Annotated in this window: 21 protein-coding genes; 13 read left to right on the top strand and 8 right to left on the bottom strand. The window is 37.1% G+C overall.

The window, feature by feature from the left end; genetic code table 11:
• The first annotated feature begins 117 nt into the window (after nucleotides 1–117).
• The 4 genes from EIB73_RS11020 to scpA all read left to right on the top strand — a co-directional run bounded on the left by EIB73_RS11020 (nucleotide 118) and on the right by scpA (nucleotide 6,141).
• Complete coding sequence (locus EIB73_RS11020) at nucleotides 118–1,725, top strand: fumarate hydratase (RefSeq protein WP_125025324.1); 1,608 nt, start codon at nucleotides 118–120, stop codon at nucleotides 1,723–1,725.
• Nucleotides 1,726–1,817: 92 nt separating this feature from the next.
• Complete coding sequence (locus EIB73_RS11015) at nucleotides 1,818–2,096, top strand: hypothetical protein (RefSeq protein WP_125025323.1); 279 nt, start codon at nucleotides 1,818–1,820, stop codon at nucleotides 2,094–2,096.
• A gap of 297 nt (nucleotides 2,097–2,393) precedes the next feature.
• Complete coding sequence (prfA, locus tag EIB73_RS11010) at nucleotides 2,394–3,482, top strand: peptide chain release factor 1 (RefSeq protein ID WP_125025322.1); 1,089 nt, start codon at nucleotides 2,394–2,396, stop codon at nucleotides 3,480–3,482.
• A gap of 541 nt (nucleotides 3,483–4,023) precedes the next feature.
• Nucleotides 4,024–6,141, top strand: coding sequence for a methylmalonyl-CoA mutase (scpA, locus tag EIB73_RS11005; protein WP_125025321.1), 2,118 nt, complete (start codon nucleotides 4,024–4,026; stop codon nucleotides 6,139–6,141).
• A 59-nt stretch (nucleotides 6,142–6,200) separates the two neighbouring features.
• Here the strand turns inward: scpA and EIB73_RS11000 are convergent, their stop codons facing one another.
• From EIB73_RS11000 to EIB73_RS10980, 5 genes are all read right to left on the bottom strand, one after another.
• Nucleotides 6,201–6,707 carry a hypothetical protein gene (locus EIB73_RS11000; RefSeq protein WP_125025320.1) on the bottom strand — a complete coding sequence of 169 codons (507 nt, stop codon included), beginning with the start codon at nucleotides 6,705–6,707 and terminating at the stop codon, nucleotides 6,201–6,203.
• Between the two features lie 370 nt (nucleotides 6,708–7,077).
• Nucleotides 7,078–8,397: a Fe-S cluster assembly protein SufD gene (sufD, locus tag EIB73_RS10995; RefSeq protein ID WP_125025319.1), complete on the bottom strand. Its 1,320-nt coding sequence runs from the start codon at nucleotides 8,395–8,397 to the stop codon at nucleotides 7,078–7,080.
• A gap of 57 nt (nucleotides 8,398–8,454) precedes the next feature.
• Nucleotides 8,455–9,198, bottom strand: a complete 744-nt coding sequence (sufC, locus tag EIB73_RS10990) for a Fe-S cluster assembly ATPase SufC (RefSeq protein ID WP_125025318.1) — start codon at nucleotides 9,196–9,198, stop codon at nucleotides 8,455–8,457.
• Between the two features lie 108 nt (nucleotides 9,199–9,306).
• On the bottom strand, nucleotides 9,307–10,755 hold the full coding sequence (sufB, locus tag EIB73_RS10985; RefSeq protein ID WP_125025317.1) for a Fe-S cluster assembly protein SufB: 1,449 nt from the start codon (nucleotides 10,753–10,755) through the stop codon (nucleotides 9,307–9,309).
• Between the two features lie 23 nt (nucleotides 10,756–10,778).
• Nucleotides 10,779–11,108, bottom strand: a complete 330-nt coding sequence (locus tag EIB73_RS10980) for a HesB/IscA family protein (RefSeq protein WP_125025316.1) — start codon at nucleotides 11,106–11,108, stop codon at nucleotides 10,779–10,781.
• Nucleotides 11,109–11,255: 147 nt separating this feature from the next.
• Between EIB73_RS10980 and EIB73_RS10975 the strand changes: the two genes are divergently transcribed.
• A complete protein-coding gene (locus tag EIB73_RS10975; protein ID WP_125025315.1) occupies nucleotides 11,256–12,059 on the top strand; it encodes a GLPGLI family protein in 804 nt (267 codons plus the stop codon).
• Between the two features lie 64 nt (nucleotides 12,060–12,123).
• On the opposite strand, the gene EIB73_RS10970 is transcribed toward EIB73_RS10975, so the two are convergent.
• Nucleotides 12,124–12,885, bottom strand: a complete 762-nt coding sequence (locus EIB73_RS10970; protein WP_125025314.1) for a murein L,D-transpeptidase catalytic domain family protein — start codon at nucleotides 12,883–12,885, stop codon at nucleotides 12,124–12,126.
• A gap of 143 nt (nucleotides 12,886–13,028) precedes the next feature.
• On the opposite strand from EIB73_RS10970, the gene EIB73_RS10965 reads away from it, so the two are divergent.
• The 3 genes from EIB73_RS10965 (at nucleotide 13,029) to EIB73_RS10955 (ending at nucleotide 16,630) form a co-directional block, all read left to right on the top strand.
• Complete coding sequence (locus tag EIB73_RS10965) at nucleotides 13,029–13,403, top strand: hypothetical protein (protein WP_125025313.1); 375 nt, start codon at nucleotides 13,029–13,031, stop codon at nucleotides 13,401–13,403.
• Nucleotides 13,404–13,472: 69 nt separating this feature from the next.
• Complete coding sequence (locus EIB73_RS10960; RefSeq protein ID WP_125025312.1) at nucleotides 13,473–16,139, top strand: TonB-dependent receptor domain-containing protein; 2,667 nt, start codon at nucleotides 13,473–13,475, stop codon at nucleotides 16,137–16,139.
• A 32-nt stretch (nucleotides 16,140–16,171) separates the two neighbouring features.
• Entirely contained in the window at nucleotides 16,172–16,630 is a 459-nt protein-coding gene (locus EIB73_RS10955; protein WP_125025311.1) for a hypothetical protein, read from the top strand.
• A 53-nt stretch (nucleotides 16,631–16,683) separates the two neighbouring features.
• Here the strand turns inward: EIB73_RS10955 and msrB are convergent, their stop codons facing one another.
• The gene (gene msrB / locus EIB73_RS10950; protein WP_228411323.1) at nucleotides 16,684–17,202 is read right to left on the bottom strand and encodes a peptide-methionine (R)-S-oxide reductase MsrB; all 519 of its coding nucleotides are present in this window, start codon (nucleotides 17,200–17,202) and stop codon (nucleotides 16,684–16,686) included.
• A 296-nt stretch (nucleotides 17,203–17,498) separates the two neighbouring features.
• Between msrB and EIB73_RS10945 the strand changes: the two genes are divergently transcribed.
• Both EIB73_RS10945 and EIB73_RS10940 read left to right on the top strand, forming a co-directional pair.
• Nucleotides 17,499–18,743, top strand: a complete 1,245-nt coding sequence (locus tag EIB73_RS10945; RefSeq protein ID WP_125025309.1) for a DUF445 domain-containing protein — start codon at nucleotides 17,499–17,501, stop codon at nucleotides 18,741–18,743.
• Between the two features lie 27 nt (nucleotides 18,744–18,770).
• Nucleotides 18,771–19,274 (top strand): hypothetical protein, encoded by a 504-nt coding sequence (locus EIB73_RS10940; RefSeq protein WP_125025308.1) that lies wholly within the window; start codon nucleotides 18,771–18,773, stop codon nucleotides 19,272–19,274.
• Here EIB73_RS10940 and EIB73_RS10935 read toward each other — a convergent pair.
• On the bottom strand, nucleotides 19,237–20,268 hold the full coding sequence (locus EIB73_RS10935; RefSeq protein ID WP_125025307.1) for a quinone-dependent dihydroorotate dehydrogenase: 1,032 nt from the start codon (nucleotides 20,266–20,268) through the stop codon (nucleotides 19,237–19,239). The genes EIB73_RS10940 and EIB73_RS10935 overlap by 38 nt on opposite strands.
• Before the next feature lie 161 nt (nucleotides 20,269–20,429).
• Between EIB73_RS10935 and EIB73_RS10930 the strand changes: the two genes are divergently transcribed.
• From EIB73_RS10930 to EIB73_RS10920, 3 genes are read left to right on the top strand one after another with little or no spacing between them, the layout of a single operon-like run.
• Nucleotides 20,430–22,181, top strand: a complete 1,752-nt coding sequence (locus EIB73_RS10930; RefSeq protein WP_125025306.1) for a TrkH family potassium uptake protein — start codon at nucleotides 20,430–20,432, stop codon at nucleotides 22,179–22,181.
• Nucleotides 22,182–22,190: 9 nt separating this feature from the next.
• Nucleotides 22,191–22,877, top strand: a complete 687-nt coding sequence (locus tag EIB73_RS10925) for a potassium channel family protein (protein ID WP_125025305.1) — start codon at nucleotides 22,191–22,193, stop codon at nucleotides 22,875–22,877.
• A 36-nt stretch (nucleotides 22,878–22,913) separates the two neighbouring features.
• Nucleotides 22,914–23,408, top strand: coding sequence for a hypothetical protein (locus EIB73_RS10920; RefSeq protein ID WP_125025304.1), 495 nt, complete (start codon nucleotides 22,914–22,916; stop codon nucleotides 23,406–23,408).
• Nucleotides 23,409–23,587 lie beyond the last annotated feature (179 nt).

Below are 23,587 nucleotides of genomic sequence, written 5' to 3'. Positions count from 1 at the left end.
CACAAAGGTGAAGGCTTAGTCTTCACCTTTTTTTGTTCTATAGATAACACTGTTTTCCATGCAGAACAATATTTTTAATTTTCTTAATTTTACGCTTTTAAAAATCTTACTGTAATTATGGAATTCCACTATCAAGAGCCTTTTCCGATCTTAAAAGACGAGACTCAGTATAAAAAGTTAAGTTCTGAATATGTAACGACAGAACAACTGGGCAACCGCGAAATCTTAAATGTTGATCCAAAAGCTTTGGAATTGCTGGCAGAAAATGCGTTGGCAGATGTTTCATTTATGCTTCGGTCCTCACACTTAGCGAAACTCAGAAAAATTATTGACGATCCGGAGGCGACAGATAACGATCGTTTCGTAGCTTATAATCTTTTACAAAATGCAGCAGTCGCAGTCGAAGGCGCACTTCCATCTTGTCAGGATACCGGAACTGCAATCTGTGTGGCAAAAAAAGGAGAAAACGTTTATACAGGCGTTGAAGATGCAGCCTGGATTTCCAAAGGAATCTACAATACCTATCAGGAAAAAAACTTAAGATATTCGCAAATCGTTCCTTTAAGCATGTTTGAAGAAAAGAATTCCGGTTCTAATCTTCCCGCACAAATCGATATTTATGCCGAAACAGGAAACGAATATAAATTGCTGTTCATCGCAAAAGGTGGCGGTTCCGCCAACAAAACTTTCCTTTATCAGAAAACGAAATCTTTATTGAACGACAGTTCTTTAGAAGCATTCGTGAAAGAAAGAATCATGGACTTAGGAACTGCAGCTTGTCCGCCTTATCACTTAGCCATCGTTATTGGTGGAACTTCTGCTGAAGCCAATTTAGCCGCGGTGAAAAAAGCAAGTGCAGGTTATTACGACCATCTTCCAACAGAAGGAAATATGGGAGGTCAGGCTTTCCGAGATTTGGAATGGGAACAGCGAGTTCAGAAAATCTGCCAGGAAAGTTCGATTGGTGCTCAGTTTGGTGGGAAATATTTAACGCATGATGTTCGTGTCATTCGTCTTCCGCGTCATGCCGCTTCGTGTCCGGTTGGAATGGGCGTTTCCTGTTCTGCTGACCGAAACATTAAAGGAAAAATCACCAAAGACGGAATCTTTTTAGAACAGTTAGAAACCAATCCAAAACAGTTCTTGCCTTTAACACCGCCACATTTAGAAGAAGCCGTTTCGATTGATCTGAATCAGCCGATGTCGGAAATCTTAGCTGAACTTTCAAAACATCCGATTAAAACAAGATTGAAACTTAATGGAACGTTAATCGTAGCCAGAGATATCGCTCACGCAAAAATCAAAGAATTGTTAGACAGCGGAAAACCAATGCCGGATTATTTCAAGAATCACCCAATCTATTATGCTGGTCCCGCAAAAACTCCAACCGGAATGTCTTCCGGAAGTTTCGGTCCAACCACTGCAGGAAGAATGGATGTTTATGTCGATGAATTCCAGGCCAATGGCGGAAGTATGATCATGTTGGCTAAAGGAAACCGAAGCAAAGAAGTGACGAACGCTTGTAAAAAATACGGCGGATTCTACCTCGGATCGATCGGTGGACCGGCTGCAATTCTGGCTAAAGAAAACATCACTTCCGTAGAAGTTGTTGACTTCGAAGAACTTGGAATGGAAGCTGTTCGTAAAATCGAGATCAAAGATTTCCCAGCATTCATCATTACGGATGATAAAGGAAATGACTTCTTTGAATCAATCGCTCATTAACTAAATTTATAATCAATCAAAATAATAAAAATCAGGAGTAAATCTTTTGCACTCAAAGAAATTTATCCTATTTTTGCCTAAAATCTATTACAATGTTGATACTATCTTCATTTTTCCCATTCTACCAATTCCTTTGGACTGTTTATTTCGTATGCATGTTCCTTGTAGGATTCTGGTGTATTTTTATGTTCTTCGGATATGTAATCCCACTTTGGCTCACAGCAGGATTAGCTGAATATTTCGGAAAAACAAAACCATTCGATCCAGAAGAAGTAAAAAGAAAAATAATCACCGAGCAAGAAGGTGTAGAACTTCTTTACAGCAACCCAAAAGGGCGTGGTCCATTTCTTCATACAGACGGTCATCACTAGTTGATGTCATTGCTCTCCCACTTTAATTCCGGGAAAAGCAATCGCAAAGCAAAATCATATATATAATCAGTTTCTATTTTTTAGGAACTGATTTTTTTATTGGGAGCCTCATCATTTTCGTTTATTTTCGATTCCTCACCCGCTTTCCACTCTATCTTTTTTTCGTCGTTCCTCCTCAAAAAAGGATGCCGTTGCAATCGGGGCTACAATCATATTCTAGTCTTCTTTTCACCGCCAAATTGATTCTTTTAACTTGGCTCATTTTTCTTTATCTTTGCAAACTACAAAAAATCAGAAATGTCAAAGTCCCTTATACCGAAACTCGAAGCCATTAAACAACGTTATAATGAAGTTGCAGACCTCATTATTCAGCCAGATATAATTTCTGATCAGAAGAAATATTCTACGCTGAATAAAGAATACAGCGACTTAGGAAAAATCGTTGCCGTTTTCGATCAGTATATGCAAGCTCTAAAAACAATTGAAGAATCCGAGGAAATTATCGCAGACGGTTCTGACAAAGAGTTTGTCGAAATGGCAAAAATGGAAAAGTATGAAATGCTTGACAAAATTCCAGGTTTAGAAGAAGAATTAAAAGTCCTTTTAATTCCGAAAGATCCGACCGATGACAAAAACGTAATCGTGGAACTTCGTGCCGGAACTGGTGGCGATGAAGCTGCAATTTTTGTGGAAGATGTTTACCGAGCGTACGCTATGTTTTTCAAATCAAAAGGTTGGAAACATGAAATAACGGATTTCAGTGAAGCTTCAAAAGGTTACAAGGAATTGATATTAAGAGTGGAAGGAAATGACGGCGTTTATGGCATCATGAAGTTTGAATCCGGTGTTCACCGTGTACAGCGTGTTCCGGAAACAGAATCTCAGGGTAGAGTTCACACTTCAGCAATAACCGTCGCAGTTTTACCGGAAGCCGAAGAAATTGATTTTGAATTAAATCCGGCAGACATTGAAATGCAAACTTCAAGATCGGGAGGAGCAGGTGGACAAAACGTGAATAAAGTAGAAACAAAAGTTCAGTTAACACACAAACCTTCCGGAATGGTGGTTGTTTGTCAACAGGCACGTTCTCAGTTGGCTAACCGTGAATTAGCAATGGAAATGCTTCGAACAAAATTATACGATATCGAATTGCAAAAAGCAGTTGGTGACGTCGCCGCTCAAAGAAAATCAATGGTTTCCACGGGTGACCGTTCCGCAAAAATTAAGACTTACAACTATTCTCAAGGAAGAGTTACCGATCACAGAATTAACAAATCAATGTACAACCTTGATGCGTATATGAATGGTGATATGCAGGAAATGATCGACGCTGTGATTATGGCGGAGAATGCAGAGAAAATGAAAGGCGAGGAAGATAATTATTAAAATGGAATGTAATTTTTTTGATATATTTATACTATGAAAATAAATTCAGAAACTACAAATCTTTTAATAACACTTCTTATACTGGGCGGAATAATGTTTTTATATCTAACAGATAACAATCCAAAAAGCACAAGTCCTTATGGGATTATTCTTGCATTGTCTTTACCGCAAATTTTACGAGCATTCCCCAAAATGAGGGAACTGGGAGTTGGAACTTCTCAATTTATTCCAAACTTATATAGTTATCTGCAGAGGAAATTAAGACGTACTGAATCATAGATACTCAAAATCTAAACTTCAAAGGTTTTAACATATTTAAAAAACTTTCAGAATTCTCTGAAAGTTTTTTTTCTTACACACTTTTCGGCGCTCGCTTCGCTCGCGCCAACTTTCGGATCACAACTTCTATATTTTAGTTCTTACAGATTACAAATTTAAAAGAGTTTTATTCAACTATCGCAATTCCTAATTCCGTTCCTTATTTTTCCTCCGAAAAATTTCTTAAAAATTCGTAACTTTACTTCCTATAAAGCCAAGTAAAATGCGTCAAAAAATCCAAAATACAAATCCTGATTTTTCCTTAAAATCGGAAGCAACCCTTCCCTACTTTTTTGAGAAAGACGGTTTGGAAATGAAATCTTCCTATACCGAAAACGATTCAAAAGTCCTCACAGAAAAACAATATTCTGCCGGAGTTGCACCTTATTTACGCGGACCTTATTCAACCATGTACGTTCAAAAACCCTGGACTATTCGTCAATACGCAGGATTTTCTACAGCGGAAGAATCAAACGCTTTTTACAGAAGAAATTTAGCGGCCGGACAAAAAGGGTTGTCTGTTGCCTTTGATTTGGCGACGCACCGAGGTTATGATTCTGATCATCCGAGAGTTGAAGGTGATGTCGGAAAAGCCGGAGTAGCAATTGATTCCGTGGAAGACATGAAGATTTTATTTAATGAAATTCCATTAGATGAAATCTCGGTTTCTATGACAATGAACGGCGCGGTTTTACCGATTTTGGCTTTTTATATTGTCGCTGCAGAAGAACAGGGAGTTTCTCAGGATAAACTTTCGGGCACGATTCAGAACGATATTTTAAAAGAATTCATGGTTCGGAATACTTACATTTATCCGCCAAGTCCTTCCATGAAAATTATTGCTGATATTTTCGAATATACAGCCCAAAATATTCCGAAATTTAATTCAATTTCTATCTCAGGTTACCACATGCAGGAAGCTGGAGCGACACCGGTTTTGGAAATGGCTTATACTTTAGCCGATGGTTTAGAATACGTAAGAACTGGAATGAAAGCCGGAATGAAAGTCGATGATTTCGCGCCTAGATTATCTTTTTTCTGGGCGGTCGGAATGAATCATTTTATGGAAATTGCGAAAATGCGGGCAGCTCGTTTTATCTGGGCGAATCTGTTAACACAATTTAATCCACAGAATCCGAAATCGCTTGCTTTAAGAACCCACTCTCAAACTTCTGGTTGGAGCTTAACTGAACAGGAACCTTTCAACAATATCACGAGAACAGCGATTGAAGCATTGTCTGCCGCTTTGGGTGGAACGCAATCTTTACATACAAATGCACTCGATGAAGCAATTGCTTTACCTACCGATTATTCCGCGAAAATTGCCAGAAATACCCAGATTATTTTACAGCAGGAAAGTGGAATTACCGATGTTGTAGATCCGATGGGAGGAAGTCATCTTGTAGAAAGTCTGACGAAACAGATGATTGATGAAGCCATGAAATTCATCGATGAAGTGGAAAAAGAAGGCGGAATGACTAAAGCCATTGAAGCTGGAATTCCGAAAATGAGAATCGAAGAAGCTGCCGCTAAAAAGCAAGCAAAGATCGATAGTGGCGAAGAATTTATTATCGGAGTTAATTCTTTCAAATCGACTCAAAAACAAATGGAGTTGGATATTTTAGATATCGATAATTCCGAAGTTCGACGTAAACAAATCGAAAGATTGCATCAAATAAAAACCGACAGAAATCCCGAAGCAGTTACAGAAATTCTCGAACGACTAAAAGAGTCTGCAAAATCTGGAGAAGGTAATCTTTTAGAAATTTGCATTGAAGCTGCTCGCAGAAGAGTGACACTCGGAGAAATGAGTGACGCGATGGAAGAAAGTTTCGGACGGTACAAAGCGAATATCAGAACCATACAAGGAGTTTACGCAATGAATGCAAGCAAGAATGAATATTTCCCGAAAGCACTTGCCTTAACTGAAAAGTTTGAGGAACATGAAGGAAGAAGACCAAGAATCATGGTCGTTAAAATGGGACAGGACGGTCACGATCGGGGCGCAAAAGTAGTCGCAACCGCTTTTGCTGATATGGGATTTGATGTTGATGTTGCTCCACTATTTCAAACTCCGGAAGAAGTAGCAAAACAAGCCGTAGAAAATGACATTCATATATTGGGCGTTTCTTCTTTAGCAGCCGGACATAAATTTCTCGTTCCGCAAGTGGTGGCAGAATTGAAGAAACTGGGTGCAGATGATATTACGATTGTGGTTGGTGGTGTAATTCCAAAACAGGATTATGACTTTCTTTATGAAAATGGAGCTGACTATATTTTTGGTCCGGGAACTAATTTACCGAAATCGGCATGTGAGATTTTAGAAGGATTTCTGAAATAGAATAAAAGAAAACAGAAGAAAGATAAAAGACTACAAATCATTTAATTATAAAAGTTTGATTAAAGAGAATTTATTAAATTTTCAACTTCAATTTTCTGCTCGAAATATTTATTTTGCAATACAGAATCTTCACCCATCCTTTTATAATATTCCAACGCTTTTTCACCAAAGAATTTTTTATGAAAATCTGAAACCTCAGGAACGAGTGGAAATTCTTTATGGAAAAGCATTTCGTAATAGGCTTGAAATTCTCTTTCGTTTTTGTCTTCTACTAACGATTCAGGAGCTTTTTGTCGAACGTGTAACATTTCGTGCGCAACCATGTTTGCAACTAAATTCAGATCAAAATCGAAAAGGTTTCGGGGAATCATGACCATTTGTTTTTCACCTAGTGCTCCGTCGGTGGTTAATAACATTTTGTTCGGTTCTAATTCCGGACGAAAACCGAAACCTGCGAAGTTTTCACTCTCTAATCCAAAAGTTTCAATGAGGAAATGGGCCGCGTCGAATATTTGGTCGTGTTCTTTGTAAGCGTTGAGATGGTCTTTGATATGTTCTAAATTCATTTTTTAAAGATAGGATTTTTTGGTTCAAAGTGTTTTTCCAGCAATTAATTTTTTAACGTAAAGACGCAAAGTAATTACAAATTCACTTGGAAAAGACTACATACGCAAAGGCGTTTCACTTAGCAAAGGCACGAATTTATAACACCCTTTTATCGTGTTAAGAAATCAAGGTTTGGCTGAGGCTGAATCTTGTTTCAAACAAAAAAAACGGGCTTTAGCCCGTTTCTATTATTGGTTTGTTTTTATAAACAAATGTTGTTTTTCATTCCCAGTTGCGACCCGACTTGAGTGGAGCTCTTTTTAATTGGTGGCTGAGCTTGTCGAAGCCAGCAATTAAAAAAGCGGGAACGGAAGGCGGAAATTTGTCGCCCTAAAAAATATCTTCAAACTCCATATCTACTTCTAATTTTTCTGCCAGAAGTTTGGAAATTTTAACTCGTAGTGGTTCGATATCGATGTTTTCCATCGCATCATTTGCGAAGGCAAACAATAACATCGCCTGCGCTTCTTTCTTGGAAATTCCACGGGCACGAAGGTAAAACAAAGCGTCTTCATTCAACTGACCAACCGTACAACCGTGTGAACATTTCACGTCATCTGCGAAAATCTCCAATTGTGGCTTGCTGTCAATCGATGCGCCTTCGTCGAGCAAAATATTGTTGTTTTGTTGATAAGCATTGGTTTTCTGAGCGATTTTATCTACATAAACTTTACCGTTGAAAACCCCGTGAGATTTGCCTTTGTAAATTCCTTTGTAGTTTTGGTAACTCTCGCAATTTGGTGTTTTGTGGTGAACTGCGGTATGATGATCGACCAATTGTTCGTCGTCGATAATCGTGATTCCGTTCATGAACGAGTTGATATTCTCGCCGTTATGAATAAAATCTAAGTTATTACGTACTAATTTTCCACCGAACGAAAACGTGTTAACGGTCGTTAAACTGTCATGCTCCTGTTTTGCAAAAGTGTGATCCATCATGTAAGACGTGTTGCTGTCATTTTGCACTTTATGCCAATCTGCTTTTGCATTTTGGTAAGTGAAAATTTCAGTAACGGAATTGGTGAACACGTAAGTTTCATCGAAGTTATGATGACTTTCAATCACTTCAATTTTAGCACCTTCTTCTGCAATCAGTAAATTACGGGTATTATAAAACGTGTTTTCGTCTTGATTTTGAGAGATATAGAACACGTGAATTGGTTTTTCAATCACGACATTTTTTGGAACCTTTAAGAAAAATCCCATTTTGCAATAAGCGGTATTCAAATTCGTGAACGCCAAATTTTGGTCAGCGAGCGTATTGAAATAATGTTCGAAAACATCTTTATGTTTTGGATCATTCAAAGCGTAATTGAAAGAAAGCAATTCTACATTTTCAATTGAAATTTTTGATAATTCTTTGTGTAACTGTCCATTGATAAAGACAATCCAGTCAAAATTTTCTTCGCCCAAATGCAGTTCTGCAATCTGTTCTTTAGAAATCGTATGCGCTTCTTTCGGGAAGAAATTGTAATTCTTCTCGGTGATTTCTCTTAAGTTCGTGTATTTATATTCCTCGTCTTTTTTAGTTGGAAAGCCGAAATGAAAAAACTTTTTCAAGGCAGCATTTCGAGTCTCATCCAGAAAACGGTGTTGAAGCGTATCTAAAAAAGCAGCGTGGTTGTTTTGTATATTTTCTAATAGAGCCATTGTATTGATTTGAAATTCGACATTTTAAAAGGAAATTTGTGGTTTACAAATTCCAAATTAATTCAAAAGCCAATCGTATCCTTTGTCTTCTAATTCTAAAGCAAGTGATTTATCACCGGTTTTGATGATTTTCCCATCGGCTAAAACATGAACAAAATCTGGCTCGATATAATCTAAAAGTCTCTGGTAGTGAGTAATTAACAAAACAGCGTTTCCTTCTTTTCTGAAAGAATTCACTCCGTCTGCAACAATTCTCAAAGCATCAATATCTAATCCTGAATCGGTCTCATCAAGAATCGCCAACTTCGGATTCAACATCATCATCTGGAAGATTTCATTTCTTTTCTTCTCGCCTCCAGAAAATCCTTCGTTTAATGAACGGTTTAGAAACTCTCTCTTAATGTTTAATTTTTCTGAGTTTTCTTTTACCAAAGCTAACATTTCTTTTGCTGACATATTTTCTAAACCTTTTGCTTTTCGGTTTTCGTTAATGGCTGCTTTGATAAAGTTGGTTACCGTAACTCCGGGAATTTCTACCGGATACTGGAACGAAAGGAAAATTCCTTCATGTGCTCTTTCTTCCGGAGCATCTTCAACAATGTCTTTTCCTTCGAAAAGGATTTCACCGTCAGTTACTTCGTATTCTTCTTTTCCTGCGATAACAGAAGCAAGGGTTGATTTCCCGGCTCCGTTTGGTCCCATGATGGCGTGAACTTCACCTGGATTTATTTGTAGGTTGATCCCTTTTAAGATCTCTGCTCCGTCTTGGATTTTTGCGTGTAAGTTGTTAATTTTTAACATAATATGAAATGAGGTAATTAGATAAATTAAAAGTTAATTACTTCCTGTTTTTTTACTGTTATGATATATTTATTTAAAAAAGTAAGTTTTGAAATCAAACAATTCGTTTTATCCAACACTTCCTTCTAAAGATATTTCTAATAATTTCTGTGCTTCGATGGCAAATTCCATTGGTAATTTATTCAACACTTCTTTTCCGAAACCATTGACAATCAATGCAATCGCTTTTTCTGTACTGATTCCTCTTTGGTTACAATAAAAGATTTGATCTTCACCAATTTTTGAAGTTGTTGCTTCGTGCTCGAGTTGTGCCGTCGGATTTTTAACTTCGATATAAGGGAAAGTATGCGCGCCACATTCGTTACCCATTAATAAGGAATCACATTGTGAAAAGTTACGCGCTCCTTTTGCTGAAGGCATCATTTTCACTAATCCTCTATAAGAGTTGTTTGATCTTCCAGCGGAGATTCCTTTAGAAATAATCGTTGATTTTGTATTTTTTCCGATGTGAATCATTTTGGTCCCGGTATCTGCATATTGGTGATGGTTGGTCACCGCAATCGAGTAAAATTCTCCAACTGAGTTATCACCTTTCAAAATACAGCTTGGATATTTCCAGGTTACGGAAGATCCGGTTTCAACTTGTGTCCAGGAGATTTTTGCATTTTTCTCACAAATTCCACGTTTTGTTACGAAATTGAAAACTCCACCCTTACCTTCTGAATCTCCGGGATACCAATTTTGTACGGTTGAGTATTTAATTTCTGCATCATCCATGGCAAATAATTCTACGACCGCGGCGTGCAATTGATTTTCATCTCTTGCCGGTGCTGTACAACCTTCCAAGTAGGATACGTAACTTCCTTCGTCAGCAATGAGCAAAGTTCTTTCAAACTGTCCACTTCCTGATTTGTTTATTCTAAAGTATGTTGAAAGTTCCATCGGGCATTTAACGCCTTTTGGAATATAGCAGAAACTTCCGTCTGAAAATACGGCGGAGTTTAAAGCTGCATAGTAATTATCACCTCTAGGAACAACTTTACCGATATATTTACGGACCAGTTCCGGATAATCACGGATTGCTTCTGAAATTGCACAGAAAATAATTCCTTTCTCTTTCAGTGTTTTTTGAAACGTAGTTTTTACAGAAACGGAATCAATTACAATATCCATTGCAACACCGGATAACCTTTTCTGTTCCTCAATATTGATCCCCAATTTTTCAAAGGTTTTCAATAATTCCGGATCTACCTCATCTAAACTCGCCAATTCCGGTTTTACGGTAGGCGCCGCATAATAACGAATAGCCTGAAAATCTGGCTTTTCATATTTAACATTTGCCCAATCCGGCTCTTCCATCTTTTCCCAGATACGGAAGGATTCCAGACGCCATTCTGTCATCCATTCCGGTTCTTCTTTCTTTGCAGAAATCATGCGGACAATATCTTCATTTAAACCGATAGGAAAATCGTCGTATTCGATATCTGTTGTAAATCCGTACTCGTATTTTTGATTTTCAAGATCGACCCGTAGATCGTCTTCTGTATATTTTGCCATTTTTTTAAAAAAAATTAAATAAATTACAGTGAGAAACTCTCACCACATCCACAGGTTCTGTTCGCATTCGGATTATTAAAAATAAATCCCTTCCCGTTTAAACCTCCTGAATATTCCAGTATTGTTCCTGCAAGATATAGAATCGACTTCTTATCGATGATGATTTTGATCCCATTATCTTCAAAAACCTGATCGGAATCTGTCTTTTGGTTATCAAATTTCAACATATATTCTAAACCGGAACAACCGCCGCTTTTTACGCCGACCCTTATATAATCTTCAAAAGGTTTGAAGCCATCTTCAGTCATTAACTGAATGGCTTTTTCTTTTGCTTGATCGCTAACTTTTATCATTGTTTTTATTTAGACTTATTTTGAATTGCAAAATTACTAATAATATAATGAAATTCAAATTTGGTCATGTATATTTGTCTATCAATCATATAGATTGTCTTTTTTAACCTTTTCAGGAAAATAGAATCAAAATTTTAAATTTATAAAATGAAAAAAATAAGTCTTCTTTTGTTGGCTTTCGCGACGCAAATGGTCTTCGCTCAAGCGAATCGTTTTGTTTACCAAGTCACAATGAAAATTGATTCTACGGATAAAGCGACAAGTAAAACTGAAATTGCAAATCTTGATATTTCCGCCGGAAATTCCATTTTTTATGGGGAGAACCGAATGAAGCGCGATTCTATCATGTCCAGAATGAGACAAACGGGAAGTTTTAATTTTAATCGAGATCAAATGCAGGCCTTAAGAAGCAATATTGATTACACGATTTCTAAGGATTACAAAACAGGAAAAAAACTTTATACTTCAAGAATTCAAAGAGATCAGTATGCTTACGAAGAAGATCGACCGATGGATTGGAAAATTTTGCCGGAAACTGCAAAAATCGGGGAATACAAAACTCAGAAGGCGGAAACAAATTTTGCAGGAAGAACTTGGTTTGCGTGGTTTACTACAGAAATTCCTATTCAGGACGGACCTTATAAATTTTCAGGATTGCCGGGTCTAATTGTTAAAGTTGAAGATGACAAAGGAGATTACAGTTTCGATCTAAAGGAATCGAAGAAGATTGACGCCATCGCAAACATGGAGCAAAGAGGTTCTGTTATCACAGTAAAAAGAGCAGCTTTCGAAAAACAACAGGAACAATTCAGAAAAGACCCAACTGCAGGTCTGACCAGTGGCGGACGTGGCGGAATGAGAATTCAAATGGATCCTACCCAACGAAAACAAATGGAAGATCGGCAGAAAGAAGAAATGAAGAAAAACAACAACCCCATCGAATTAAAATAAAAGATGAAAAATCCCAGCTAGTTTTGACTACCTGGGATTTTTTAATTTCAATTTTTAAATGGCCTTACACTTCCTCGCTTTCTTTTAACCATTTTGAACTGGACAAATACTGTTCATCCGGATAATAAATAAACAGACAGCTTTTTCCTTTAATGGTATTGATGATCGGTTCAGCCAAAGCTCTTGGAACCGCTGGACAACCCCAACTTCTACCTAATCGTTTTTGATTTTTAATAAAGTCTTCGCTTACATAATCTGCCCCGTGCATTACTATCGCACGCTGCAAAGCGGCATCATTGTATCCGGCATCCATTCCTAAAAGTTTTAAAGAATAACCGTTGGAGCCATTGTACGTACTTTCGGTAATGTAAAATCCAAGGCTACTTTGAAGCGAACTTTCGGTGTTGGAAAATTTCTGCGCAAATTCTTCACCTGTATTTTTACCATGTGCAACCAAAGAATTGTACACCACTTTCTTCTCATTCAAATCAATGACCCAAAGCCTTTTTTGAGTAGAGGATAATGAAAAGTCGCAAATACTTAAAAGATGAGCGTCTTCGTTTAACTGCCCTGCTTTTTTCAGATTGTTAAATCCCAAATATGCTTTGTAAAAAACGTCTGGATTAAGTTTATTTATATTTTCGAATCCCAAAGCGGAATAAATTTCTGTCGCTATAGAAGCTACTCCTTTTGGATCATTTTTAATTAAATTTTGTGGTTTTACTTTTAGATCAGTTTCTGTTGTTTTTATTTCTGAATCACTGATCTTATAGAAGGAGGTGGTGAAAAATAAAACAGTTACTAATATTAAAAGGACTTTCTGCATTCGATATTATGTTAAATGGTTTTGGTGATGCAAAAATACAATTTATTCACTGTCAAGCAATTGAATGAGAATTTTTTAACTTTTTTTTAATAACGTTTAACATTGTACTTGGTTACGATTATTTTAATTAATTTTGCAAAAGCATGTCAAGAACTTTGAAAATATTTTTTATTGTTTTGGGATTGAGTATTTTTATTCTTCCCAAACAAATGATTTATGCTCAAACCGCTGTTGAATGTTGCGATCAAATGTCACCTCAGCAAGACTGCTGCAAAACCAAAAAGACAGAATCTTGTCATTCTGATCAGTCAAGTAAAACGTCGGAGAAAAACAACTGTGGAGACGATTGCACACAATGTCATTCCTGCACCGTTCATCTTGTACTGAACTATCTCTCTCCGGAAATTAATTCTACATTAGAAAACAATTTCTTTATTCAGAAGCTTAATTTTGAATATGGAAGTTCTTACTTTCTTTCAACACTTCAAAATATTTGGCAGCCGCCTAAAATAGGTTAACACATTAGTCTACAGCTAAAAGAATGTTCTTTTAGCAAACGTATTATGTTAATTAACTTATTTTAAAAAATGAAAACTTTGTTAAAAAGTCTTTGCCTATTTTCCCTACTCATTAATTCAATTATATTTGCTCAAACCACTACAAAATCTACTTTTCAGGTTAAGGGAAATTGTTCGATGTGCAAAGAAAGAATTGAAAGCGCCGCTAAAAAAACGGGTGCAAAAACCGCTAACTGGACCGCCGAAACTCAAAAATTAGAGATAGAATTTGACGCTACTACAACTTCAGCTGATGAAATTTTAAAAGAGATTGCTAACGTAGGGCACGATAACGAAAAATATAGCGCTACTGCTGCTGTTTATGAGAATTTACCCTCTTGTTGTCATTATGAAAGAGAACCTTCTTTTCTAAAAAAAGAAATTTCTGCAAAACCTATCAAACAGGACAATCAATTTTATGTTCGGGGAAATTGCGGTTCATGTAAGGCGCGAATCGAAAAAGCGGCAGCAAGTGCCGGTGCTGATTCTTCCAATTGGGATGCAGATACACAAATTGTAACCTTAAACTTTGACCCTGCTAAAACTTCGGCAGATTTAATTTTGAAGAAGATTGCGGAAGTCGGTCATGACAATGAGAAATTCACAACCAAAGATGCTACTTACAACAATCTTCCTGATTGCTGTCTGTATGACCGGACATTACCTTTAGGCGTAAAAAGTGATTTGGTTCATCATGAAGAAGAACCTGCACTAAAAAAAGATTTCTCCCAAAATGCCGATCATTTTGATAAATCTATCGAAGAAGTTCGGTTAACAAAACTGGAGCAGGCGACGGCTTTAAGTAAAAAAGAAACAGGTCTAACTTTTAATATCGGAACGAAAGAACTCTTAAAAGCCGCGTGTTGTAATTTGTCTGAAAGCTTTGAAACAAACGCAACAGTAGACGTTTCTTTCAGTAATGCAGTGACAGGAACGAAGCAATTGAAAATGCTCGGTTTGGACCAAAAATACACCTCGCTTACCAAAGAACTTCTGCCCTCCATTCGTGGAATCGCATCACCTTACGGACTGAATTTAATCCCGGGAAGATGGATCGGCGGAATCCAGTTAACAAAGGGTGGAAGCACCGTAGTTAACGGTTATGAAAGCATTACCGGACAAATTAACACCGAACTTTTGAAAACCCAGGAGCAACCGGAAACCGCTGTCAATTTTTTTGCAGATGTGCACGGAAGAGTTGAAACAAATATTACTGCTACTTCTCAACTCAACGAACATTGGAATCAGTCGGTTCTGCTGCATGGGAATGCAACATTAGGAAAAACAGATTCAAATAATGATGGTTTTTTGGATCAACCCACCGGAAATCAAATTAATGCAGCTTATCTGTTAAATTATAATGACTTAGAGCATTCAGGTTTTGGAACTCATTTTGGGATTAGTTTTGTAAAAGACCAGCGATTTGGGGGACAAACTGCTTTTGATAAAAAGACTGACCGTTCCCAACAAAGTGCTTACGGCGTTGGAATCGACCTTTCGCGTTTTGAAATCTGGAACAAAACCGGCTATATGTTTAAGGATAAACCTTATCAAAGTATCGGCTGGATGAACCAGTTTACCACGCACCATCAAGACAGTTTTTTTGGTCAGCGAAATTATTGGGGAAATCAGAATACCTTCTATTCCAATTTGGTATTTGAAAGTATTATTGGCAATACCAACAATAAATTTAAAACCGGAGCGAGCTTTTTATATGATCAATATGACGAAGATTATCTGACTCAAAATTATAAAAGAACTGAGACCGTTCCGGGCGTGTTTTTCGAATATACTTTGACAGGTTTAAAATATACTTTGGTTGCAGGTGCGAGAACAGATTTTCATAATTTGGCAGGTACGCAGTTTACACCAAGAGTGAATTTTAAATATGATTTAACTCCAAAAACAATTGTTCGTCTTTCCGCGGGAAGAGGTTTCAGAACAGCCAATGTTTTTGCGGAAAGTCAGCAATATTTTGCCTCCAACCGACAACTCGAAATTCTAGGAAATGGAGGCAAAATTTATGATTTAAAGCCGGAAATTGCGTGGAATTATGGTGCAAGTATTCAACAGGAATTCAAACTTTTTAACCGTAAAGCTACTTTAGTTGCCGACTTCTTTAGAACAGATTTCCAGGATCAGGTTTTAGCGGACTTGGACCTTTCGCCACAGAAACTGGTATTTTACAATCTCGACGGGAAATCATTTGCAAACAGCCTTCAAACGCAACTGGACTTTACGCCGGCGAAAAATCTGGAACTACGTTTGGCCTATAAATATTATGATGTACAGGCAAATTTTATCGGGGGAAAAAGAGAAATTCCTTTTATGGCTAAAAACAGAGGATTCTTTAACGCTTCCTATTCTACGGATAAAAATAATAAAGGTGCTTTCTGGAATTTTGATTCTACACTTCAGCTCATTGGAGAGCAGAAGTTACCTAACCTTAATTTCAATCCGGAAAACTATAGATTGCCGGAATATTCCAAAAGCTATGCAACGCTCAATGCGCAGATTTCCAGAACCTTTAACAAAAACATTCGTGTATATGTAGGCGGAGAAAACCTGACGGGTTATATGCAAAACAATCCAATTATTGATGTAGAAAACCCTTTTGGAAATTACTTTGATGCCAGTATGGTATACGCCCCAATTATGGGTGCAAATGTATATTTGGGATTAGATTTTACCTTTTAATAAAATTCCCTACTTTTGAAAAAATAGAAAACATGAGAATATTACCAATATTGATAACGAGCGCTTTTCTACTTTATTCATGTGATAAAAAGGAAACAGCTACTCAGGAAACTAAAAATATCACGGCACCAATTTCGGATTCGGTTCCTGCAACAGATGGCACCGCAGTCTCTGAAGTTCAAAATCCAGAAGCACCTGCGGCGGTCACAGCAAATTCGTCCAGCGACAAACCTGCGCTCAATCCTGAGCATGGGCAACCATATCACCGATGTGAAATTCCGGTAGGAGCGCCTATTGACAGCGCGCCGGAACAGAATATGGCACCACAACCAGCTCCACAACAAATGCAGACCAACACAGGATTCAATACCACCCCAATTTCACCTTCTCTGAGTCCTGCCACTTCGGTAGGTCCAAAACCTGCCACTAATCCGCCACACGGCGAGGCTCATCACCGATGTGATTTGCAGGTTGGTGCACCTTTAACATAAAGTTAAAAGATATTGATAAAAAAAATGCAGCGTTTAAATTCGCTGCATTTTTATTATTTACTTGCTGTTGTTTTCGAATCAGGTTCAAAATCCAGACTTACTGAATTCATGCAGAACCGCGTTCCTGTTGGTGGCGGTCCGTCATTAAAAACGTGGCCTAAATGTGAATCACATCGTTTACAAAGGACCTCTGTTCGTTCCATTCCGTAGGTGGAATCTCTCTTGTAGATTACCCCTTCTTTATCGGCTTCAAAAAAACTTGGCCAACCACAGGTTGAGGAAAACTTAGCATCTGACCGGAATAAATGATTCCCACAGACCACGCAGTAATATTCTCCCAATTCATCAAACTGGTTGTATTTTCCGGTGCCGGGTCTTTCAGTATCTGCTTCGCGCGCTACTGCGTAAACTTCCGGAGAGAGGATTTTTTTCCATTCAGAATTTGGAACATCGAGTTTTGTACGGTCGGTTCTGGAATAATAAGGATTTTCTTTTGGTGTTGTAGAATTTTCCATTGAAGTTGAATTTTTAATCGGGTTAGATTTTTCTGATTGCTTAACTTGTGAGCACATCTGCAAGGATAGACAGAATAGCATAAAAATTATTGGTTTCATTATTTTTAAATTGTTTAGTACGTTAATTCTGCTGTTCTTTTTCCTTCAATTATAAAACATGAAACTTAAAGGAATGAACCTTACAATTTAAAATACGATTATGAGCAACAAAAGGTTTGCCACGACTGGAACACGTTCTCAATATTTCTGTTTCGCGTTTCTTACAAGAAATAGCGCTTATCGAAATTGTGTTTGAAAAAGATAAATTTTAAAATTTTACACCTTAAAAAATTTAATTCCTTAAATTTGAATTAATGAACGACGCACAGAAAAAAATCCAATTACGAAACTATAAAATGTTTGCCACAGGACTCTTTGTTTTGATGGCACTTGTTTTTATACTCATGACCATATTAGAAAAGAAAAATCCTGCCCATTGGATCGGCTATATTCGTGCCTTTTCCGAAGCTGCGATGGTTGGTGCATTAGCAGATTGGTTTGCGGTTACGGCACTTTTCCATTATCCACTCGGCATTAGAATTCCACACACCAATTTAATTGAAAACAGCAAGGAAAGAATTGGAGACAATCTTGGCAACTTCGTGGTTGAAAATTTTCTCTCTCCTGAAAATATTCGTCCCTATATTCAAAAAATTAAAATTTCAAATTTCGTGGGCGACTGGCTTGCAAAAAAAAACAATCAGGAAAATTTAATGCGCGAACTTTCCAATATCATTTTAGATATATTAAATAAATTAGACGATAAGGAAGTGGTGAATTTCATTGGTAAAAAGGCGAAAGAAATGACCGATGATGTAAAGATTAACCAGATTATTGGCAATGGACTCCACTATATCTTAGACAAAGAAGACCATCAGCGCTTCATCACTAACCTTTCAAAACAAATCAAAGAATATGTTTTGAACAATCAGGATATGGTAAAGGAAAGGGTGAAGAGTGAAAGCTATTTTTTGATTCCGAAGTTTGTTGACGACAGCATTGCAGACAAAATTACAAATGGCCTTTCTAAATATTTTGAAGAAGTTGAACTGAACGAAGATCATTCTTTAAGAAAGGAAATTACGGACAAACTTTATTCTTTTTCAAAAGAAATTCAGACTGAAGAAAAATGGATGCAAGAATTTGCCACGATTAAAAACGATTTTTTAACCTCTGACAAAATCACACAATATTCTCTTGACATTTGGAATTCGATTAAAAAATCATTGTCGAAAGAACTCGAAGAGGAACATTCTGCTTTAAAAAATTACATTCAAAAAAATCTAAGTGAACTTTCTCAAAATCTACAGACCGACGAAAAGTTTCAGAATAAAATTGATGGTTGGGTTCGTGCCACAGCTTATAAATATATTCTGAAAAACACCCATCAATTCGGCGGTTTAATAAGTTCTACGGTGGGAAATTGGGAAGGCAAAGAACTCAGCGCAAAACTAGAGTTGGAGGTTGGAAAAGATTTACAGTTTATTCGTGTGAACGGAACTATTGTGGGTGGTTTGGTTGGATTGATAATTTATACGGTAACGGAATTTTTCATTTAATTTTCAATACTTTAGTCAAAAAATTAAATGAAAAAAATCTCTATTTTATTTACCATTTTATTATTCTGCTTTTCATTCTCCCAACAAATTACTTTGTCTAAGAGTGGACGGAGATTTGAAGTGAGCGGTGTTGAATATAAAATGTCTGAATACAAACAACAGTTTCAGAATCCTGCTGCAAAAAGTTATATCAAAGATGGTCGCGGTTTGAAAACAACCGCTAATATTATAGGTTTTGCTGGAGGCATATTAATAGGCGCAGGACTTCCAAACGCACTTTCAGAAAAAAACTCGGGAATTTATTATAATGCAGACACGGGACAAATGATAAAGTTCAAAGGTAAAAAACCCGGCTGGACTTTCGTTGGATTAGGAATTGGACTGGTTGCAGTAGCCGTTCCGCTTGCAATTATCGGAAACAAGAAAGTGAAGAAAGGGGTGCAAGCCGAAAACAGCTTTGAGCCCAAATCTCAAAATTACTATCAATTCAATTTTACTGGAGACGGTTTGGCGCTGAGCTATAATTTTTAAGAAGCTTTGCGTTGATCTCATGAATTAGCGCAGGTCCTTCATAAATAAATCCCGTGTAAAGCTGTACCAAACTCGCTCCAGCTTCAAGCTTCTCCAAAGCATCTTCCGCGGTATGAATTCCACCAACGCCGACGATTGGGAAAGCTTTTCCACTCTTTTCGGAAAGAAAACGAATGACTTCCGTGGATCTTTTTGTTAACGGTTTCCCGGAAAGTCCACCCGTTTCATTTTTGTTTTCTGAAACTAAATTTTCGCGGGAAAGTGTGGTATTCGTCGCAATGACGCCCGCAATTTTCGTGTCTTTCACAATATCAATAATATCTAAAAGCTGATCATCACTTAAATCGGGTGCAATTTTCAAGAGAATAGGCTTCGGATTTTTCTTTGTTAGATTCAATTGTTGCAGTGTTCCAAGCAGTTTTGTTAAAGGTTCTTTGTCTTGAAGTTCGCGCAGATTAGGCGTATTTGGTGAACTCACATTCACTACAAAATAATCAACGTGATCAAATAATTTTTTAAAGCAAATGATGTAGTCGTTCACAGCTTCTTCGTTTGGCGTGATCTTGTTTTTACCAATATTTCCGCCGATGAGCACATTTTTATTTTTCTTTAACCGTTCTACCGCCGCATCTACTCCACCATTATTGAAACCCATTCGGTTGATAATTGCAGAATCTTCTTTTAATCGGAACAATCTTTTTTTAGGATTTCCGTCCTGAGGTTTCGGTGTTAATGTTCCGATTTCTATAAAACCAAATCCTAAATCTGCAAGTTCGGTGAACATTTTTGCATCTTTATCAAAACCTGCAGCTAAACCCACGGGATTTTTAAACTTTAAACCGAAAACTTCTCTTTCCAGTCTTTTATCTTCAATGGGTTTGGGCAGAAAAATCTTTGCTAGAAAAGGAAAATTCTTTAATAATGAAAAAGTAAAATAATGAACTTCTTCCGGGTCGAACTTGAAAAAAATAGGGCGAATAATGGATTTGTACATGGTAAAATGAGTTGGTGTAAAAATACGCAAAATAGAATGTGTGTCGAAAATCTTTCTATAATTTCTTTTATTAAAAAGCTTTTTTCGCCGTTTTACTTGAAATTTATTTACATTCGTATAAATTAAATTGTTAAAATACTTTTGCAACTTACATCTGACTCATGTGGAATAAAAAACTAAATCTCTTTTCTTTTTACACGAGTCTCCTCGCAGTTTTGATTATGATCGTGGAGACGGGTTTTTTTGAGGAATTCCTCTTCCGAAGTCAAATCATCTATTTTTATGATTTCAGTTTTATTCTGACGCTTTTCAATATACTATATTACAATTTTTATAAGAAAAGTCCCGCTACCCGGAAGATCTGGCCCTTAGAAATTATCGTGACCACCTTAATTGTCGTGTATTATATGGCGCGTTTTGAATATAATTTTTTCTCTACGCGAACCTTTCAATTCTTTAATCTTCGGCTTTTATATGTGCTGATTGTACTGTGTTTCATTCGGGATTTTTCCAGTTTAAACATTAATTTTAAAAGGACTTTTATTAATCCGGCGCAGCTTTTCATCTTAAGTTTTCTATTTATTATTTTGTTCGGAACCGCATTACTTATGATGCCTAATGCGACGGTAAATGGCATAAAACCTTTAGATGCACTTTTTACTGCCACCAGTGCGGTATGCGTAACAGGATTGATTGTTTTGGATACCGCAAAAGATTTTACACTTTTTGGTAAGATTATCATCATTTCCCTCATTCAGATTGGTGGTTTGGGAATTATGACTTTTGCGAGCTATTTCAGTTACTTTTTCCGCGGCGGTTCTTCTTACGAAAACCAGATCAGTCTGGGCGAAATGACGAGTTCTGATAAATTGGGCGAGGTTTTTAACACCCTTAAGATTATCATTATCATTACGGTGATCGTAGAAGCTTTAGGCGCAGTTTTCATTTACTCCACTTTGGACCTTTCTCTACTGGATGGTTCGGTGAATAAAGGAATTTTCTTTTCCATATTCCATGCGATTTCTGCGTTTTGTAATGCCGGATTTTCTACGTTAAGCGGTAATTTGTATGAACCAGGTTATCAATTCAACTATGGTTTACATTTTACCGTAGCATCGTTGTTTATTTTCGGTGGACTTGGCTTTCCCATCGTATATAACGTTTACAAATATGTTAAACATTTGATCAGAAATCTCTTTCTCTCCTTTTTCAGCAAAGAGAAACTTCATCATACTCCGTGGGTGATCAATCTAAATTCGCGAATTATTTTAACAACCACTTTTCTGCTTCTTCTATTCGGGACCGTGTTTATTTATTTATTCGAATATAATGGAGCTTTGAAAGAGCACTCTACTTTTGGTGCCTTGATTGAAGCATTTTTTATCTCTGCGAATAACAGAACTGCGGGATTTAATACCGTAGATGTCAGTTTGATATCGGCGCCGACTTTAATGATCTGCATATTTTTAATGTGGATCGGTGCCTCGCCGGCTTCAACCGGAGGCGGAATTAAAACCAGTACTTTTGCGATCGCTGTTCTCAATATTATCAGTCTAGCAAAAGGTAAAAAAAGAACAGAAATTTATCGTCGGGAAATCGGAGAACATTCAATACGCAGAGCCTTTGCTATTATTGCATTATCTCTGCTTGTTTTAGGAATAGGAATCTTTCTTCTGGTTATCGTAGAGCCCGATAAAGATTTATTAACCTTAGCTTTTGAAGCATTTTCAGCCTTCTCTACAGTGGGTCAAAGCGTTAACACCACTCCCAATCTCTCCTCCGCTGGAAAACTGATCATTATCGCCATGATGTTTATAGGCAGGGTAAGCATGTTCTCTCTTTTGATCGCTATGATGAAGCGGGAGAAATATCATAATTATCAATATCCAAAGGAAGAAATTTTAATTAATTAATAAAAAAACATGAAATATATAGTCGTCGGTTTAGGAAATTTTGGACTTTCTCTCGCCGAAAAACTCACAAAATTAGGTAACGAAGTTATCGGAATTGACAACAGCATCGCCAAGGTAGAAGCCGTAAAAGAAAAGATTTCCTACGCCATTTGCCTTGATGCTACGGATGAATTCGCAATGTCCGGACTTCCCTGGAAAGATACCGACATTGTAATTATTGCCATAGGCGAAGATACCGGGGCGAATATCATGGCGACTGCAATGGTAAAAAAACTGCATCCAAACCGCATTATCAGTCGAGCCATAACACCAATTCATGAAACCATATTAGAGGCTATGAATGTAGAAACGATTATTCACCCCGAAGATGAAAGTGCCGAACGATGGGCGAAAAAACTCTCCCTAAAAGGCATGGTGGATTCATTTGAACTCAGCATGAACTTCAGTATTGCAGAAATCTCCATTCCTGATAAATTGGTGGGAAAGACAATTGAAGAGGTGGGATTCAGAAACAATTATAACCTTGTTTGTGTAACCATCATTAAAAAAATAGCGGATAAAAATCTCTTCGGGAAAGTAAAACGGATTAACCAGATTCAGGGAGTTGTAACTACCGATACCGTTTTAGAAGCTGCAGATATCCTGGTTATTTATGGGGATAATGAAGACATCAAAAAATTCATTAAAAGCAATTAATATAAATTAAAACCATTACTTTAGCAAAAAAAATATATGAATAAATTTCTACTTTTGGGATTGGCTCTTTCTTTTCAAAGTGTCTTTTCACAAGTTTCAATGTCGGGTCGGAAACTATCAAAAGATGGACAGACTTATAAAATATCCAAATACGAGCAAGTATTTGATAAGACCGAGGCAAGAAACTATTTCAAGAAAGGAAGAAGCAACAAAACTTTTGGCGATATTTTAGGAACTGTGGGCGGTTTCGGAATGGGGTTCACGTTAGGACAAATTATCAGCAGCCCAAAGGAAACAAAGGTGGAGGGACTTTTTGGAACCACCTATGTCTATAAAACTGATAACAGCGCGCGATGGACGGTTTTCGGAATCAGTGCCGGAATTGCCCTGGCTTCGATTCCGTTTTATTTAGGTGCTAAGAAAAACTTCGACAAAGCAATCCAAACTGAAAATGGTGAATCAACGGCTTTTCAACCCTACTTCAAAGTGGAAACTGCCGAAAATGGTTTGGCTTTAAGTTATAATTTTTAAATCGCCATAACCTTAAATACTAATGAAGACGGAAAGTGATTTCCGTTTTTTGTTTTTACAGCACCTCTTTTTTATGAATCCGAATTTAAAATAGCCCTGATCGCAACGGCATCCTTTTTTATTTTTCGGTGCGGGAAAAGCGGCGCAAAAAATAAAAAAGATAGAGTGTAGAGCAGGTT

This window comes from Kaistella carnis (assembly GCF_003860585.1).
Taxonomy (GTDB): Bacteria; Bacteroidota; Bacteroidia; order Flavobacteriales; family Weeksellaceae; genus Kaistella; species Kaistella carnis.
The sequence above is the reverse complement of the archived record's forward strand: the minus strand, read 5'-3'. Positions and strand labels throughout refer to the sequence as shown.